General features: G+C 48.0%; 16 protein-coding genes. 7 read left to right on the forward strand and 9 right to left on the reverse strand.

The window, feature by feature from the left end; genetic code table 11:
- Window positions 1-50: 50 nt before the first annotated feature.
- From IXB50_RS21220 to IXB50_RS22920, 3 genes are all read right to left on the reverse strand, one after another.
- A complete protein-coding gene (locus IXB50_RS21220; RefSeq protein ID WP_215611013.1) occupies window positions 51-266 on the reverse strand; it encodes a hypothetical protein in 216 nt (71 codons plus the stop codon).
- A gap of 3 nt (window positions 267-269) precedes the next feature.
- The gene (locus tag IXB50_RS21225) at window positions 270-557 is read right to left on the reverse strand and encodes a hypothetical protein (protein WP_215610998.1); all 288 of its coding nucleotides are present in this window, start codon (window positions 555-557) and stop codon (window positions 270-272) included.
- Between the two features lie 127 nt (window positions 558-684).
- Window positions 685-810, reverse strand: coding sequence for a hypothetical protein (locus IXB50_RS22920; protein WP_407658833.1), 126 nt, complete (start codon window positions 808-810; stop codon window positions 685-687).
- Here IXB50_RS22920 and IXB50_RS21235 point away from each other — a divergent pair.
- The 3 genes from IXB50_RS21235 (at window position 785) to IXB50_RS21245 (ending at window position 2,168) form a co-directional block, all read left to right on the forward strand.
- Window positions 785-1,375: a helix-turn-helix domain-containing protein gene (locus IXB50_RS21235; RefSeq protein WP_215610999.1), complete on the forward strand. Its 591-nt coding sequence runs from the start codon at window positions 785-787 to the stop codon at window positions 1,373-1,375. The genes IXB50_RS22920 and IXB50_RS21235 overlap by 26 nt on opposite strands.
- Before the next feature lie 65 nt (window positions 1,376-1,440).
- A complete protein-coding gene (locus IXB50_RS21240) occupies window positions 1,441-1,785 on the forward strand; it encodes a nucleotidyltransferase domain-containing protein (protein WP_215611000.1) in 345 nt (114 codons plus the stop codon).
- Complete coding sequence (locus IXB50_RS21245; protein ID WP_215611001.1) at window positions 1,782-2,168, forward strand: HEPN domain-containing protein; 387 nt, start codon at window positions 1,782-1,784, stop codon at window positions 2,166-2,168. Before IXB50_RS21240 ends, IXB50_RS21245 begins: the two co-directional genes overlap by 4 nt.
- Window positions 2,169-2,283: 115 nt before the next feature.
- Here IXB50_RS21245 and IXB50_RS21250 read toward each other — a convergent pair whose 3' ends face one another.
- The 6 genes from IXB50_RS21250 to IXB50_RS21275 form a co-directional block, all read right to left on the reverse strand.
- Window positions 2,284-2,775, reverse strand: a complete 492-nt coding sequence (locus tag IXB50_RS21250; RefSeq protein ID WP_215611002.1) for a GNAT family N-acetyltransferase — start codon at window positions 2,773-2,775, stop codon at window positions 2,284-2,286.
- A 150-nt stretch (window positions 2,776-2,925) separates the two neighbouring features.
- On the reverse strand, window positions 2,926-3,621 hold the full coding sequence (locus tag IXB50_RS21255) for a DUF4276 family protein (protein WP_215611003.1): 696 nt from the start codon (window positions 3,619-3,621) through the stop codon (window positions 2,926-2,928).
- Window positions 3,621-4,721, reverse strand: coding sequence for an AAA family ATPase (locus tag IXB50_RS21260; RefSeq protein WP_246564841.1), 1,101 nt, complete (start codon window positions 4,719-4,721; stop codon window positions 3,621-3,623). Before IXB50_RS21260 ends, IXB50_RS21255 begins: the two co-directional genes overlap by 1 nt.
- Before the next feature lie 309 nt (window positions 4,722-5,030).
- Window positions 5,031-7,733, reverse strand: a complete 2,703-nt coding sequence (locus IXB50_RS21265) for a LuxR C-terminal-related transcriptional regulator (protein WP_215611004.1) — start codon at window positions 7,731-7,733, stop codon at window positions 5,031-5,033.
- A 240-nt stretch (window positions 7,734-7,973) separates the two neighbouring features.
- Window positions 7,974-8,180 carry a tautomerase family protein gene (locus IXB50_RS21270; protein WP_215611005.1) on the reverse strand — a complete coding sequence of 69 codons (207 nt, stop codon included), beginning with the start codon at window positions 8,178-8,180 and terminating at the stop codon, window positions 7,974-7,976.
- Window positions 8,168-8,632: a nuclear transport factor 2 family protein gene (locus IXB50_RS21275; protein WP_215611006.1), complete on the reverse strand. Its 465-nt coding sequence runs from the start codon at window positions 8,630-8,632 to the stop codon at window positions 8,168-8,170. Before IXB50_RS21275 ends, IXB50_RS21270 begins: the two co-directional genes overlap by 13 nt.
- 152 nt (window positions 8,633-8,784) lie before the next feature.
- On the opposite strand from IXB50_RS21275, the gene IXB50_RS21280 reads away from it, so the two are divergent.
- From IXB50_RS21280 to IXB50_RS21295, 4 genes are all read left to right on the forward strand, one after another.
- Window positions 8,785-9,681 carry a LysR family transcriptional regulator gene (locus tag IXB50_RS21280; protein WP_215611007.1) on the forward strand — a complete coding sequence of 299 codons (897 nt, stop codon included), beginning with the start codon at window positions 8,785-8,787 and terminating at the stop codon, window positions 9,679-9,681.
- Window positions 9,682-9,933: 252 nt separating this feature from the next.
- Window positions 9,934-13,722: a WD40 domain-containing protein gene (locus IXB50_RS21285; RefSeq protein WP_215611008.1), complete on the forward strand. Its 3,789-nt coding sequence runs from the start codon at window positions 9,934-9,936 to the stop codon at window positions 13,720-13,722.
- A 179-nt stretch (window positions 13,723-13,901) separates the two neighbouring features.
- Window positions 13,902-14,135 carry a hypothetical protein gene (locus tag IXB50_RS21290; RefSeq protein WP_215611009.1) on the forward strand — a complete coding sequence of 78 codons (234 nt, stop codon included), beginning with the start codon at window positions 13,902-13,904 and terminating at the stop codon, window positions 14,133-14,135.
- Window positions 14,136-14,150: 15 nt separating this feature from the next.
- Window positions 14,151-15,131, forward strand: coding sequence for a questin oxidase family protein (locus IXB50_RS21295; protein ID WP_215611010.1), 981 nt, complete (start codon window positions 14,151-14,153; stop codon window positions 15,129-15,131).
- Window positions 15,132-15,326: the final 195 nt, after the last annotated feature.

The following is a 15,326-nucleotide window of genomic DNA, read 5'->3' on the forward strand; positions in this document are numbered from 1 at the left end:
GCCCCCCTTTGACGATAAACTCAGCTAAATATTGTTTTTTTTTACCTCACTCACCGATGGTGTGAGAAATCCGGGAACATGTGTTCTGTTATGGGGTTGCCATTGGATGTGCCAGTCATAATCTCTTCAATGAATCCGGGCTCAACAAATTCATGAATATCTCGAAAGATGAGGTTGAACAGGAAAAATATCCACAGGGTGGATAGCTTGGCTTTCATTGACAGGGCCAGCATTTGTCTCTGTACGTTGATGGTCTGTGCAGTCATTGTTCATGCTCCTTGGTTTGACTCTGTTGGTTGTTTGGGCCGGACCGGCATGACTGAAATCAGCGGTAATCCCAAATCGCGAACCTTAATCAGTACGCCGTAGAGGGCGGCCTGGTCTATGACCGGGCCAGACAGCAGCGTTTCACCGTTGTCTTTGAGTGCGATGGTCCAAGACCGGCCTTCGGCCATCGCAAATCCCTCAAACCAATCGCTCCAATGGGGAGCCAGATGTCCCTTGACACAAATTTCATACTGGGGATGATTTTCAGCGGAACGGTAGAGTTGGCTCATGGGAGTTGCGATTGCTTTCTCTAATCACTACTGGCCTTAACAACTCAAAAGTACAAACGGATATGGGGAGCCGTAGTCCCCACATGTGGGGATTGCATGTGGGGATTAAATAAAAACGTGCTCCAGTTCAAGATTCAGGGGCAATCACGACCTTGCCTTGATGCTGGCCAGCCCCAAAATACTGAATTAGCCTGGGCACCTCATTCAGAGGATAGGGACCATCGATTATGGGTTTCAACTGCCCCGTTGCCAACAGTTCGTTTATGGGTCAGGTGGTGGGGGAGACTCTGGGGCAGGATTGCGATCGCATCCAGCTCATCCCAGCCTTTCAAACCCATGATCCTCAAATTGAAGCGATCGCCACGATGCTCCTGGCCGAACTCAAGGGTGAATCATTGGGCAGCCAATTGTATATTGAATCCCTCGCCAACGTACTGGCCGTCCATCTGCTACGGCACCACACGACCACACGACCTGAGCTGTCTATCTACGAAGGTGGACTCCCCCAGCATCAGCTTTTACAGGTTTTAGACTATATCGATGCTCATTTAGGTAGCGAAATCACCCTAGCGGATCTAGCGCAATTAGTTGGCATGAGTCAGTTTCATTTTGGGCGTCTGTTTAAACAATCCCTGGGCCTGTCACCTTACCAGTATCTGCTGCTGCAAAGAGTAGAAAGGGCAAAACAACTGTTGAAGCAAACAGGCAAGCCTGTTGTGGAGATTGCGCTTGAGTGCGGTTTCAATAGTCACAGTCATTTTGGCCGTAAATTTCGGCAGCTGACAGGCATTACACCAAAGGCTTATCGTGCTAATTAGGCGATCCACAGCCATTTTTGAATATCAGTTAGTATTAGTCTGCAGTGTCAATAGGCATCGAAAATATGAAATCGCTGCAGTCCCTATCCCAACTACCTATCAGTAACACCTTAGAAGCCTGTAAAACCGTATTGGTTAGTCATTATGGGCAGCGTCTAAAGGGGCTTATTCTGTTTGGTTCTGCAGCTAGACAAGAAATGACCGATGCAAGTGATATTGATTTACTCGCTGTTTTACCATCCAAGTTAGATCATGTCCAGGAACTAAGCACGCTGGTTGATTTAATCTATCCCCTCGAATTAGAAGCAACCCATTGGATTTCTATCAAACCTGCTGCCCAGGATGAGTTCGAAGCTGGCAGCACACAGCTATACAGAAATATTCAAAAAGAAGGAATTCACCTGCTGTGAACAGACCAGACGAAATCCAAGTGAATCTAGATAGAGCTGAGTCATCCCTTCAAGCCGCTCGCCTCTTGATTGATACTAATTTTCTAGATGATGCCGCTTCGAGAGCTTACTATGCAGTATTTCATTCCGCTTCAGCATTACTGCTTTCAGAAAATCTAAGCTTCAATAGCCACAGCGGGGTGTTGCGAGCAATTAGCCTCAATTTTGTTAAAACAGGCCGCTTAGACAAAAACTATGGCAAAAATTTAAAGTGGTTAGCCGAACTCCGCCAAATTGGAGACTATGGTGAATCTCGTCGAGTCACATCTGATGAAGCCCAACGAGCTATCTCAGTAGCTGATAGTTTTCTGAATCAAGTACGTTTAATACTGCGACAACTCTGAGCAGAATGCCCACAGTGTCAGAAATGACTATGCTACATATAAGAAAAAAGCGTTATTCGTAGCAGGAATTTTGACAAGTTCAATAGAGCCTCGTTCCTAATACTCAAGCAGGCGATCAATTTTTGGAGTTCCTGCTGTACGCAGGTTTTTCTAGCAAATACCTGTTGAATTGTTTGTTTTCTAACGTGATTGTTCCATGTTGCCGAAATCCTAGTCTTAAAAGGCTGTTGGCACTTTTTCTGGTGACCGGCAGAAGCGCTGAAATTGCTTTCAGTTTCATTTCTCCAAACGCACGTTGGACAATTTCTTTGTAGAGTATGTTGCCGACTCCCCAATGATTGGGGTGCAGGACTAAGGCGAGATCAGGATATCCATCTTCAGGTTGCAAGCCACCCCAGCCTGCGAATTCGTCATCAATAAAGAAAGCCCAAGGACCATATCCGTATTCTGTCCATAAAGCTTTCTTTGTGGACAGAAAAGACTCACATTCACGAACGCCAAAGTTATCGTTTGATAGTGGCATGTGCCTACGTACCAATGGGTTGTTCATTAGTTCGACTAAATCCGATATTTCAACTGTGCCTAACTCTCTAAATTCAATATTCATATTCATATTCTGGTCTTGATACCCAACGTGAAGCTGAGCGGCGGTCAATATTTTGGCATCTATGTCTGGATGGTAAATTCCGTCCGCTCCTGCGTAGGGTTAGGGTAGGTGGCCAGGTGCATTGTCCGCCTCAGGGGATATGTTAGGCAGTTAATCAGTAGAGCTATCATCTAAAGACTCAAGTTTGGCCAACCACTCATGAAAATGAGGACAGTGATTCCGAATTACTTGTAACCCAATTTTTTCAGCTAACTGTGGTCCAAAGACAGATTTAGTCTTTCCGTAGTCAGGAAACTGAGCAATAATCCGCTTGCTAGGTGATGTTTCGGGTCCGTCATTGATTAATTCAGGTGTCTCATACTGACCAGCAATAGTCCGCAGCGTTGCAATTTTTTGTGCTCCTTGAGAACTAAGATCCTCAAAACAAGCTGGGTCAGAAAAAAGATACGTCTCATACTCATGTAGCTGAATATATGGAATGAATCGATGATCTCCGATATCGTCTGAAAATTTTTGCTCTAGAAATTTAACCCTTTCGAGTGGATTTTGTTTCATCGATTCAGCTTCAGCTAATCCTGGAAAATCAGGGTGAATAGCGTATAAATCAATCATAGTTGTAAAGAACACATCAGAAGCCTTTTCCTGTTTAACAAAGCGTATGATGTCGTTCTTCATAGGGGCATAGTTACGACCACCTCCTCGATGTATTCGCCCTTTCTTTTTAGAATGAGCAATGAGTACAGGATTATGCATAAATACTTGAAACTGAGCCAGATGAGGTTTCATTAAAACATCGGCAAACGTCTGCTCAGTTTGTCCCTCAGCAAATAAATAAAGGCGCGCCATTAATGCGGCCCTCCACCAATAATATTTTTCTCCCAGACTTCTCCGAGGCTATATTCATCGAGCCAAATATCTAGTGCTCGAGGACTCAATCTCTTAAACTGCGACTCCTTACCTTCGCGATTGACTGTAACTACATTTTCAGGATCAAAACTGTCTAAAAAAGAACTAGATTGAGTGCTAATGAGAATTTGTGTATGTAGTGCTACCTTCTTAAAAAGATCAGCCACAACGTTTAGAGCATAGGGGTGAAGACCTAATTCGGGCTCATCAACAACAATTAGTTTTGGGAGTTCATCTTCTGGTTGTAAGAGCAGTGTAGCTAGACAAATGGCACGTAAAGTTCCATCTGAAAATTGATGCGGTCCAAACACCCGATCTGAATCCTTCTCTTTCCAGTTAAGAATGACACGATGAGATTGATCTGGTTCAAGCACAAAATCATCGAAAAAGGGTGCAATAAGGCGTATTGTTCCAACAATTTGCTGGTAAGCCGCATGCCCTTCTTCCCAAAATCTTAGCAGTAGTGCAGCTAAATTACCAGCATCAGGCATGAGCCATCGGTTATCGCCAACATAGCAGGATTGGCGTACATCGGCGGTAGCAGAGGTATCGTGAAAGTGGTAAACACGACATCGATCCAGTAAATATTTGAGGAACTTAGCTGTTGGATTACCTACCTTTGCTGTTTCACTAATTTTAGTTTCTTGGTGCCCTACACCCAAGCCATCAGTTCTCGGAGATTCCCAATCTGTTTGCTGAAAGCTTATTGTTTCTTCAGTAAAAATTAGTGTGTCACCAGCAGCGTGAGATAGCCTTATGCAGTAAGTATCCACTCCATTTTCGACTTCAAACTCTAACTTTGCTTCTATCTGAGGCGTTGTCTTAGGCCCAAAGTGTAAAAGTGACTGGGCACGTCCAGATGTTCCAATATATTGTTGACATCGTCCAGCCATCATCTCATTAAGCATCTTAAAAAACGAAATGAGATTGCTCTTGCCTGCTCCGTTCGCTCCAATCAAGATATTTAAGGGATGCAATTCGAGTTCAAGTGCCTTAATAGACTTAAAGCCATTGAGGGTCAACCTCTGCAATCTATCCAAAAGTCAGCCTCCTAAATTCATGATTTTGAACCTTACCCATCATCTTAGTGCTAGTGATTCAATTATTGAGTGAATTCAGGGTTGTTTGTATAGACGATAAGCGGCCTAACTATTATGTATAGGGAAAGTTTCCACCTAAGAGCCTGATACGGGATCTTAGGTGGAAATATTTCAGCCTAAGATCCTGTCTAAGGTGAATAGGTGGAAATTCGTCAGCCTAACACTCCGATATGGGTGATTAGGTAGACGAATTCAGTATAATCGCCATCCCAAACCCTGAGATTATCGGGTTGGTATTGGGACGATCGCCTAAATCAGGTCTAGCTCTGTGGCTCGTTTCACCGCGGCTCGACGATTGGTGACGTTGAGCTTGCTGTAAATCCGCTTGGTATGGGTGCGCACGGTACTCAGCGCTACGACCAGTTCATTGGCAATTTCTGGACCGGAGAGTTCGGTGTTGAGCAGTCGCAGGACGTCTAGTTCTCGCTGGCTGAGGGGTTCGATCAACGGTTGGGGCGTAGGGGAAAGGGGTAAGGGGGAAAGGACTTTGGGCTTTTCTCCCCAAGTTTTTAATGCGGTCAATAGCTGTTGGGTATAAGCGGGGGTGATGCCAAGGGTCATGGCCTCTTGTAACAGTCGCGCCATTGGGGGGCCGCATTCTACAAAGATCCGAACATGACCCTCCGGTTCGCCCAGGGTTAAGGCGCGTTCTAGAGGAGGCATAGCGGCGGGTAAATCTCCTTGAGCCTCATGGGCTAGGGCCAGCACCACTAGGATTTTGATAATGCTGGCAGTGCGTTCCTGGGCTTCTGCGGCGGCTAACAGTCGGGATAGGAGGTCAGTGACCTGAGGCATTGCCTCGTCCATACCGTCTTGTCGGTACTGCTCGATTAAGACTCTTGCTAGGGTCAGGTGTTCATGCTCGCGCAGGTAGTCTGGCTCATCATCCACGGACAAACCACTCTCCTGTAACCAGCCCAGCGCGACCGCTAACCTGCCCTGCTGCAGCCACCACTGTACCTTTAATGCCTCAATCGGGCGGATATTCGGCAGCGGCGATCGGCGATATAATCGCTCGGCCTCGTGCAGTTGGTCAAGGGCTGTATCCAAGTCCCCCTCAGCCATTGTCAATTGCGCCTTAACTAGCCACGAAAAATAGTCAAACCCCGATGTCGAACCCTGCTTTCGCAGCTCCTCACCCGTTTGCAGCAGCTGATGGGCCGTGTCTAAATGCCCCTGTTCGTAGTAAAGCTCGCTTAACACCAAATGTAGATCCGCCGTCCCCTGCAAAATCGGTTCTGGCTGTTGGCCTGCCAGTTGTAGGGCTTGATGACAGGCTGAGATCGCAACTCGCAGCCACCCCTGGGCTAATCCCATCTGGGCAAGTACTGAGGTGGCACAGATGGCAATCCGCACATTGCCCATCTTTTGAAACAGCTTCAACCCTTTATCGAAGGATTGGTACGCCGCTGCGACATCGCCACTTGTCCAGTAGGCCAAACCGAGGAAAGAGGCCGTCACACCCCGTTCGTTATCGTCTTCGGAGGGTAACAGTGATAAAGCCTGCTCGGCATGGGCAATGGCTCCAGCAAAATCGCCCAGCGCCTGGGCGTGAAAGGCACGGGCATTGGCAATGGCGGCTGGGAGAGATCGATATTGTTCTTCTTTTGAATTCTCGACCGCAGCCAGTGCGTGTTCAGCGTCCTGCAAACGGTCTTCAACCGCGTCTATTTGTCCAGTATTCAGGAGTGCGATCGCGTGGGCCACACTGAGAACCGGGCGGATTCGAATGAGCGAATCCGGCAGCGCTTTGATCCAGCCCAACACCGTTTTCTCCTGCTGACGGTTGCGCATCGCGGGCCATACCTGCTCAATTAAACCTGCTGCATGGTCAAAGTCTTTAGCGGCCAGGGCATGGCGAATCGCATCAGACAATAGCTCATTCTGTTCATACCATCTACTGGCTTGCCCATGCAGAGTCGGCATCTGCTCCGGACACTCTTTTAGGGCATGGGCCTGAAGTACGTCGGCAAACAAATGGTGATAGCGGTACCATTGGCGCTTGTTATCTAACGGAATAATGAACAGATTGCCTCGCTCCAGCGTTTCCAACATGCTCTGACCGTTGTTTTGGCTTGTGACTGCATCACAAAGAGAACCATTTAAACGGTCTAAAAGGGCGGTCTGCAACAGAAAGTGACGGACGTGATCCGGTTGTCGCTGCAAAACTTCTTCTAGCAGGTAGTCCACAATGTAGCGATCGTCCCCTGAAAAGGCCGCCACAAAATCAGAGACATCCTCTCGTCCTTGCAGAGATAGCGCCGCCAGCTGCAGCCCGGCAATCCAGCCTTCGGTCCGCTGCTCCAAAGCAGCAACATCGCCCGCCGAAATCTCTAAGCCCATCCCTTGGTTTAGAAAAGCCGCCGCTTCGTCCGGCGTGAACCGCAGGTCGCTTACCCTGAGTTCGGTCAAGTCACCGTGAGACCTCAAACGAGCCAAAGATAAGGGCGGGTCGGCACGACTAGCGATAATCAGATGCACCTGGGGCGGCAAATGGCTAAGAAAAAAGCCAATCCCGTCATGAATGGCCTGGGTCTCAATTGCATGGTAGTCATCTAGAATCAGAGCGACATCCGCCTTAATAACCGTCAGTTCGTTGAGCAGCAGCAGCAAAATCGCTTCGATTTCGGGGGGCTGAGATGATTGCACTAATGAGAGTGCCCGCTTACCGAGATTGGGCTGAATGCTTTGCAGCGCAGCAATCACATAGGTCCAGAAGCTAGCTGGAGTATTGTCACTCCGGTCTAAGGAAACCCAGGCAACGGATCGCTTAGGTAACGCTGAAATCCACTCTGACAGCAGCGTTGTTTTGCCAAAACCTGCTGGAGCTGAGATCAGTGTTAATTTACGCTTCGGGTGGATGCGATCGATCAGCCTCGGGCGCGAAACCCGATCAGCAGTCCATTGGGGGAGATAGAATTTGGTCTCCAGCAGAGGGATTCCTGCAGTCATAGGCTCACCAACGCAGTTATGCCTATATCATCACGCTTCTAGAGACCGCTTGCAAAATGGTTACAGGTTAAATTTAGGGATTTTTCTATGCAGAGTCTCCGCTTAGGCCATTTCTGATAAAAAAGCTACCAGTTATCCAGGCCCCCAAACCCCCAATTTTGGGGGCTTTGAATCTTGTCCCCCCCAGGATTGGGGGGCTAGGGGGGCCTTCAACCGGTATAGTCTTTGCGAGAAAACGCCTTACGTCTGGGCATGGTTTCGAAATTCATGGACCGGCATACCAGCAATGCCCCAATCTTCAGTAGCCACCTCATCAATCACTACAAATGTGGTGTTAGGAGATTTGTTCAACACAGTAACGAGAAGATCCGTAACTCCTTTAATCAGGTCGGTCTTTTGCTGAGATGTGGCACCCTCTCGGGTAATTTTGATATTCACGTAGGGCATGTTATTTCTCCTGCTAATTCAGTTGGTTTGGACGGTTGTTCAGACCGCGCATTGATCTGGGGTGTATAGTGAAAAACCTTCGAGATGATCTGCCATTTGCCATCGATTTTGATCAGGGCTAAGAGATCGATATAGTCTTTTGAAAACAATGAGCTGCGCATGCGAGCAAGAGCGGTTACATTGCCGACAACCTCAATTGAATCGATGGAAAAACCATAGGCTTCACCCAAAGATTCAGGTGAAATCCGCTGTTCAACAATCGGAAAATAAGTATTCATATCGAGGTGCAGCAGCTCTCCACTCGATGCTGTGAAGTATTGAGCACTGGGATGAAAGACTTGGGATAAAAGCTCGGTATCACAACGATAGAGAGCGTCATAATATTTCTTGATCACCTCAACAATGGCTGAATAACCCATTGCTGGTTGATCGTCTACGTGCACTTGATGCATTCTTCCTCCTTATGCCGAGTTGGCGCATCTGAAAGCGAACAATTTGACAATAACTCTTCACTCAAAAAGGATAAATAGCAAATTTATTGAAAGTCTTTTTACTTATAGTGAATAATATAAATGCAAGCTCAGGCCTTTAGCGATCAACTTTTATGGATAAATTAGTGGCGTTGCAAGTCTTTAGACGGGTGATTGAGTTAGAAAGCTTTAGTCGTGCCGCTGAGGATTTGCACCTATCCAACGCAGCCGTTAGTAAAAATGTGCGCGAACTGGAACAATCACTCAAAACTCAACTCATCCAGCGGACCACTCGACGATTGAGCCTGACAGAGACCGGACAGCTTTATTTCCAGAAGGTTTGTTCGATTTTGGATGAACTGGCGACGGTTGAAGAGACGGTTGCCGATCTCGCGGTTAAGCCCCACGGACTGTTGCGGGTGACGGCACCGATGTCGCTGGGGTTAATCCATGTAGCCACTGCCATCTATCAATTTCAACTGGCGTATCCAGATATTCAGTTGGACCTAACTTTTTGCGATCGCTACGTTGATTTGATCGAGGAGGGATTTGATGTGGGGATTAGGGGGAGCGGCGCTACCCCAGATAGCAGTCTGGTGATGCATCGCATTTGCGAGTTCCCACGTGTGGTCTGTGCGTCACCCGCGTATCTTCAGCAGTCTGGTGAACCGAGATCACCGGATGAGTTGAAGCAGCACCAGTGCGTCATTTATAGTCTGGCGCGATCGCCCTATGAGTGGCATTTTTGGCAAGGGAATGAAACCATCGTCGCCCATGTCGATGGGTCGGTAAAGGTGAACAATAGCCTAGCGGCTAGTCAAGCCGCTATCGCTGGACTCGGGATCATTTTCCTACCCATCTTTGTAGCATCAGAGGCCTTAAAACAAGGGACGTTGCAAATTATCTTGCAAGAATGGTCTACAGAACCATTGAGCTTGTATGCGATCTGTCCCAAACATCGTCAACGCTCTAGGAAGCTACAAGCATTTGTGGACTTTATATCAGATGCACTTGCATCAATTACGAGGTAGGGATCAGCAGAGCGGTGATCAGGTAGGTCCAACACAAAGCAGAATCATTGTCGCTTTGATCTAAAGAAAGTTTGATCGCCCCATCTCGATGACCTACTTAAGGCAATTAAGAGATGCGACCCCTGCCAACCGATGCAATCTTCCACATTGTCTTGATCCTAGCAACATTGTTATGTTCCCTACATGTTTCCTTTGGTAGCAGGCAACTCGTTGTATACAATTAGTGCAATGTTTCCATAGGCTAATGCCCCTATGGCCAGAATCAGTTACGGACCTCAAGTACAAAGACGGACAAAGCTACTTCTGACTGCCTTGTTGGCGTATGCCAATGATGACTTAGGGGATTGCGATCGCGCAAGTGATGACTTGTCAGTTCGCATTGCCCCAAATCTCAAGATAAACTGGCAAACAAATCGACAGTTAGTCGTTAGGACCAAAGTTAGATTTCTACAAGAATTAACTGCTGTAGTACAGGATACGTTATCTACCGATCAGATTAAAGAAGCACTCAAACGACTGGAGGACTTTCTAGAAATTCTGGAGGACAATCGACCTTCCTCCCAAGGCTCGGATGTTTGGCATTTTACCCTGAAGCTATGGCACGACCGAAAAGATGTAACAGCTAACCTAAAGCGGTTTGATCAAGAATGGCAACAGCGACGTTCTTCAGGATTTTCACCACCCTCTACCAACGTTTCCACTCAAGTAGACCTAGAAGCTTTGCCCAAGGATGCATCTCCAGAAAAGCAACCTATTCAGAGCCAAGATTGGGGAGACGCTTTGGATGTTTATACCTTCTATGGTCGCAGGCAGGAACTAAAGATTTTATCGCATTGGCTGGTGGAAAATCAGTGTCGACTTGTTTTGCTATTAGGAATGGGAGGCATTGGGAAAACAGCATTAGCCGCAAAACTGGCTCAGCAGATTCAGGCAGAATTTGATTATTTAATCTGGCGTTCGCTGCGGAATGCACCGCCTATCCAAGAACTACTTACGGAGCTACTTACTTTCCTCTCAAACCAGCAGACAACTGACTTGTCGGACTCTGACTTGCCGGACTCTATCGATGGGAAATTAGCCCAAATGGGTCAATATTTACAGTCTGCACGGTGTTTGATTGTGTTAGATAATTTGGAGCCCATTCTCAGCAATGATGATTCAACCGGGGCTTATCGCGCAGGTTATGAGGGATATGGTCAGCTGTTGCGGTGGGTAGGAGAAACCCAGCATCAGAGCTGTTTACTCTTGACCAGTCGTGAAAAACCGAGGGGTTTGGGTGCGAAGGAAACTAAAGAAGGCCCGATTCGTTCGCTGCAGTTGTCGGGTCTAGAAAATACGTCAGCCCAGGCCCTTTTGCGCGAAAAAGACTGTTCCATATCAGCAGATGAGGGACAAGCATTAGTTCAAAGCTATGGGGGTAACCCCCTGGCGTTAAAAATTGTAGCGACGACCATTCAGGAGTTGTTTGGTGGGGAAACTGCTCGATTTTTAGATCAAGGAATGACAGTTTTTGGAGATATTGAGGATTTACTCGAACAACAGTTTGGGCGTCTTTCTTTTCTTGAGCAACAGGTAATGACTTGGTTAGCGCTAAGACGGGAATGGTCAACGATTTCAGAGTTGCAACAAGATCTCTATCCACCAGTTTTGCTACCAGATTTACTGGCTGTGTTAGAAGCGCTGCAGCGGCGATCTTTAATCGAAAAGCAGGTCGCTACGTTTACGCAACAGCCAGTTGTTATGGAATATGTGACTGGCTGTTTTATTGCTCAAGTTTGTGAGGAGATTCAGGCGGGGCGGATTGATTCTCTCAATTGCTATGCCCTGAGTCAGGCTCAAGCCAAAGATTATATTAGAGAAGCTCAGGCTCGTTTGGTGTTGCGTCCAGTTATAGAACGGTTGTTGGGACTATTGGGACCGGCATCGGTGGTAAAGGGCTATTTGGATCGATTATTACAGGCGTTGAAATTATCCCCACTGCGTTCCCCTGGTTATGGTGCAGGCAATGTACTCAACTTGCTCCATCAGCTGGATATTGATCTGAGTGGCTATGACTTTTCCAATCTAGTGCTTTGGCAGGTGTGCTTTCCTGAGATGACTCTACCGAGGGTGAATCTGACGGGGGCAGATCTAAGCCGTTCGGTGTTTACCCAAACTACTGGGGTGATGATGTCAGCGGCGTTTAGTCCCGATGGACTGCAGTTAGCGACGGGTATTGGTCATGACATTGTGCTCTGGCAACTTGCAGATGGCAAACAGCTGACTTTGATGGTGGGTCATAGTAGCTGGGTGGTGTCAGTGGCGTTTAGTCCCGATGGTCAACACTTGGTCAGTGGTAGTCATGACCAACAGGTGCGGCTGTGGGATGTGGCCACGGGGCAGTGTGTGAAAACGTTGGTAGGACATACGAGTCGGGTGGAGTCGGTGGCGTTTAGTCCGGATGGTCGATGGCTTGCTAGTGCGAGTAATGATCAGACGATTCGGATTTGGGAGGTGGCTCGCAACCGCTGTTGTCATGTGTTGGCGGGGCATTGCGATCGCATCCTACAAATCTGCTTTACCCCTAATAGCCAAACATTAGTCAGTGGCAGCCATGACCAAACAGTGCGGCTGTGGGACCTGACGACTGGTGAGGAAATTCAGCGCCTGGAGACAGCCATTAACTGGAAACTGGCCATGGCCCTGAGTCCGGATGGTCAGAGGTTGGCCACAGGCAGCGATGGTAAGGTGGTCAAAATTTGGGAATTAGCAACGGGCAACTGTTTATTGACCCTGCCGAATTATCACAGTCATGTGTGGTCGGTGGACTTTAGCCCAGATGGTCGATGGCTGGCCACAGGAGGTGATGATCGGACGGTCAGGCTATGGGATGCTCAGACGGGAGAATGCTTACGCACACTTCAAGTGCATACGCATCTGGTATGGCTGGTGGCCTTTAGTCCAGTTGTATCGCCAGGGAATGCTCAAACCCTGATTAGTATCAGTGATGATCGCACTTTGAAGGTGTGGGATGTGGCCTCTGGCCAATGTTTACGCACATTACGAGTCTACAGCCATCGGATTGAGGCGGTGGCCTTTAGCCCGGATGGTCAGACGCTGGTCAGTGGTGGCGAAGACTGGCGATTACGGCTGTGGGATATGGCGACGGAGCAGTGCTTAAAAACATTGCAAGGCCATGACAATGTGGTCTCTGCTGTGGCCTACAGTCCCAACGGTGAAACCCTGGTCAGTGGTAGTCATGATCAGACTATCAAACTGTGGGATGTGCAAACGGGACGGTGTTTACGCACATTTTGGGGGCATCAGGGGTGGGTCCATAATGTGGTATTTCATCCTGATGGTACTCAGGTGGTCAGTGGTGGCTATGACCACACCATTAAGCTGTGGGATGCGCGCTCAGGAGAATGTCTGCAGACGTTTGAAGGCCATATTCATCGAGTGAAAACGGTGGCGTTGAACGGCCAGGGAACGATGCTGGCTAGTGGTAGCGATGATCAAACTGTCAAGCTTTGGGAGATGGAGACTGGGGTTTGTGTGCAGACGCTGCAAGAGCATACGGACTGGGTAGTGTCTGTGGCGTTTCAGCCATCTACTGAGGGGGGCGCGAGTGGGGTTTTGGCGAGTGCTGGGGATCAGACAGTGCGGCTGTGGGATATTGATACGGGAAAGTGTGAGCAGGTGTTGATGGGGCATCAGGGGCGAGTGCGATGGGTGGCCTGGAGTCCGGATGGTCAATGGCTGACAAGTTGTGGGACAGATCGGACGCTAAGGCTATGGGATGTGAGTTCTGGTGAATGTTTATGGGGGGTGGAGCATCCGAGCCCGGAGGTTTGGGCGGTGGCGTTTAGCCCGGATGGTGAGACGATCGCGAGTGTGGGCCAGGATGAGACAATTCGGTTATGGCGCGCGAGCAATGGGGACTTTGCTCGGGGGTTTACGATTCAGCGGCCCTATGAGGGGATGGATATTACGGGGGTGGTTGGGTTGACGATGGCGCAAAGGTCAACGCTGAAGGCGTTGGGGGCGGTGGAGTCGGAGTAAATGAGTGGATGGGTGGATGGGTGGATGGGTGGATGGGTGGATGGGTAGATGGGGGTGGCGTTTTTGTGGTGGTAAAAATTACCCTTGTGGGTGCTGTCATGGTCACAATGGGGTATTAGGCTGGATCTCAGCGGGCTTTACATGTTTGAAGTCTGTAGTAGTGCGTTTTGGTGACGACCATGACCGATGATTTGGATAAGACTGTAACGGATTCTTCTAGCACTGAGCCTGTAGCGGATACTGATGAAGCGGCTAAGGTGGATTTGGATAAGGCTACTAAGGTAGAAGATTCACCAGAAACACCAGATCAATCAGATACGCCTGCTGTTCCTCCACTGGTTGTTGTGGAGGAACCTGAGGTTATTGATGATGATGGGCGAACTCCTGGAATTACTGAGAAGATATCAAAATAGTTGAAGACTTCGGCTATGAAGGTTTCTGAAACCTGTTATCGATTAGTAGAGCAGGGTTCACGGTTTCACCCTCTCTATGGGGCTCGTTTGGCTAATCACTTGCCAATGGTGCTGATTGCGCTGGATAGAATTGGGGTTTCACCAAATCGACTAGAAGCGTTTTACGATAGCTATATTCCGAAGCTGACTCTGTTACTAGGTGATCATAATCATTATAAGCCAGTTGATCCGACCCAGTATCTCGGTCGGTCTGATTTGTTTTTAGGCTTTTTACAATATTTTCGAGGTCAGGTTGAACGTGCCGGGACCGAAAAGGTATTGCGGAGTTGGGTACCTGTTTTGCTACCGGGACTGGCAGCATCGGCATTTCATGCATTGATTCGTCTAGGCTATGGGATTGATGCTGCCATTGAATCTGAAGTTTGTTTTGCTTTGGCATATTGGGCGGCGGAGTATCAATCTCTCGGTGATCTGGGTGCACAAACAGATGAGACAATGTTGGAAATTGCCATGCGAATGTTTCCAATCACTCAGCATCACTCGTTTTTACCAGGAATTATTGTGGATCGGCTGGCTGAAGTGAGTCGGCTTCTGGCATTGCAGAATGTAAACAGCCAGCCCAGAGTAATTAGTCTGGAGATGATTGCCCATTTTTCTATTGAGGCCTTTGCTCAAAAAGATAATTTTACGCTGCTCCATACAGTTACGGCATGCCATGCTTTTCGGCGTGTTCTTCCATATGTAGGTGATCAAGTGCGTGGGTTGCGTTATCTTTGGCAGGCGATTTTGGTGGCTTATTTGACTACGAAGGTTGAACTTGAGGGAGAGAGGAAGCGGGATGTAGCGTCGTCGATGACCTGGTCAGAGTGTTTTGAACAGGCTTCATTGTCTAGTAATGATCATGTGATTAAGCTGACTTACACAGCATGGGAAGAGTTTCAGGTTTATGGATTTTCCCCTTATCGGTTAGTAGCAGGGCACCAAAACAACAATTAAAGTTCAATAGCTAACGACTCTTGACATAGGACTGACAAGCATAGCTAGCATCTATCGCAATATCATTTTGAGGGTCTGCCAAAACAGTATGGTTGCGCAATCTACTGCAAGCTTTCTGTTGGCTCTTCCGGAATTCCCGTGGAGCCCCCTACATTTAGTGTAGAGTTCAGATTCTTCCCCGTTAGGGATAATAGA

This window comes from Leptothoe spongobia TAU-MAC 1115 (genome assembly GCF_018739885.1).
Lineage (GTDB): Bacteria > Cyanobacteriota > Cyanobacteriia > Phormidesmidales > Phormidesmidaceae > Leptothoe > Leptothoe spongobia.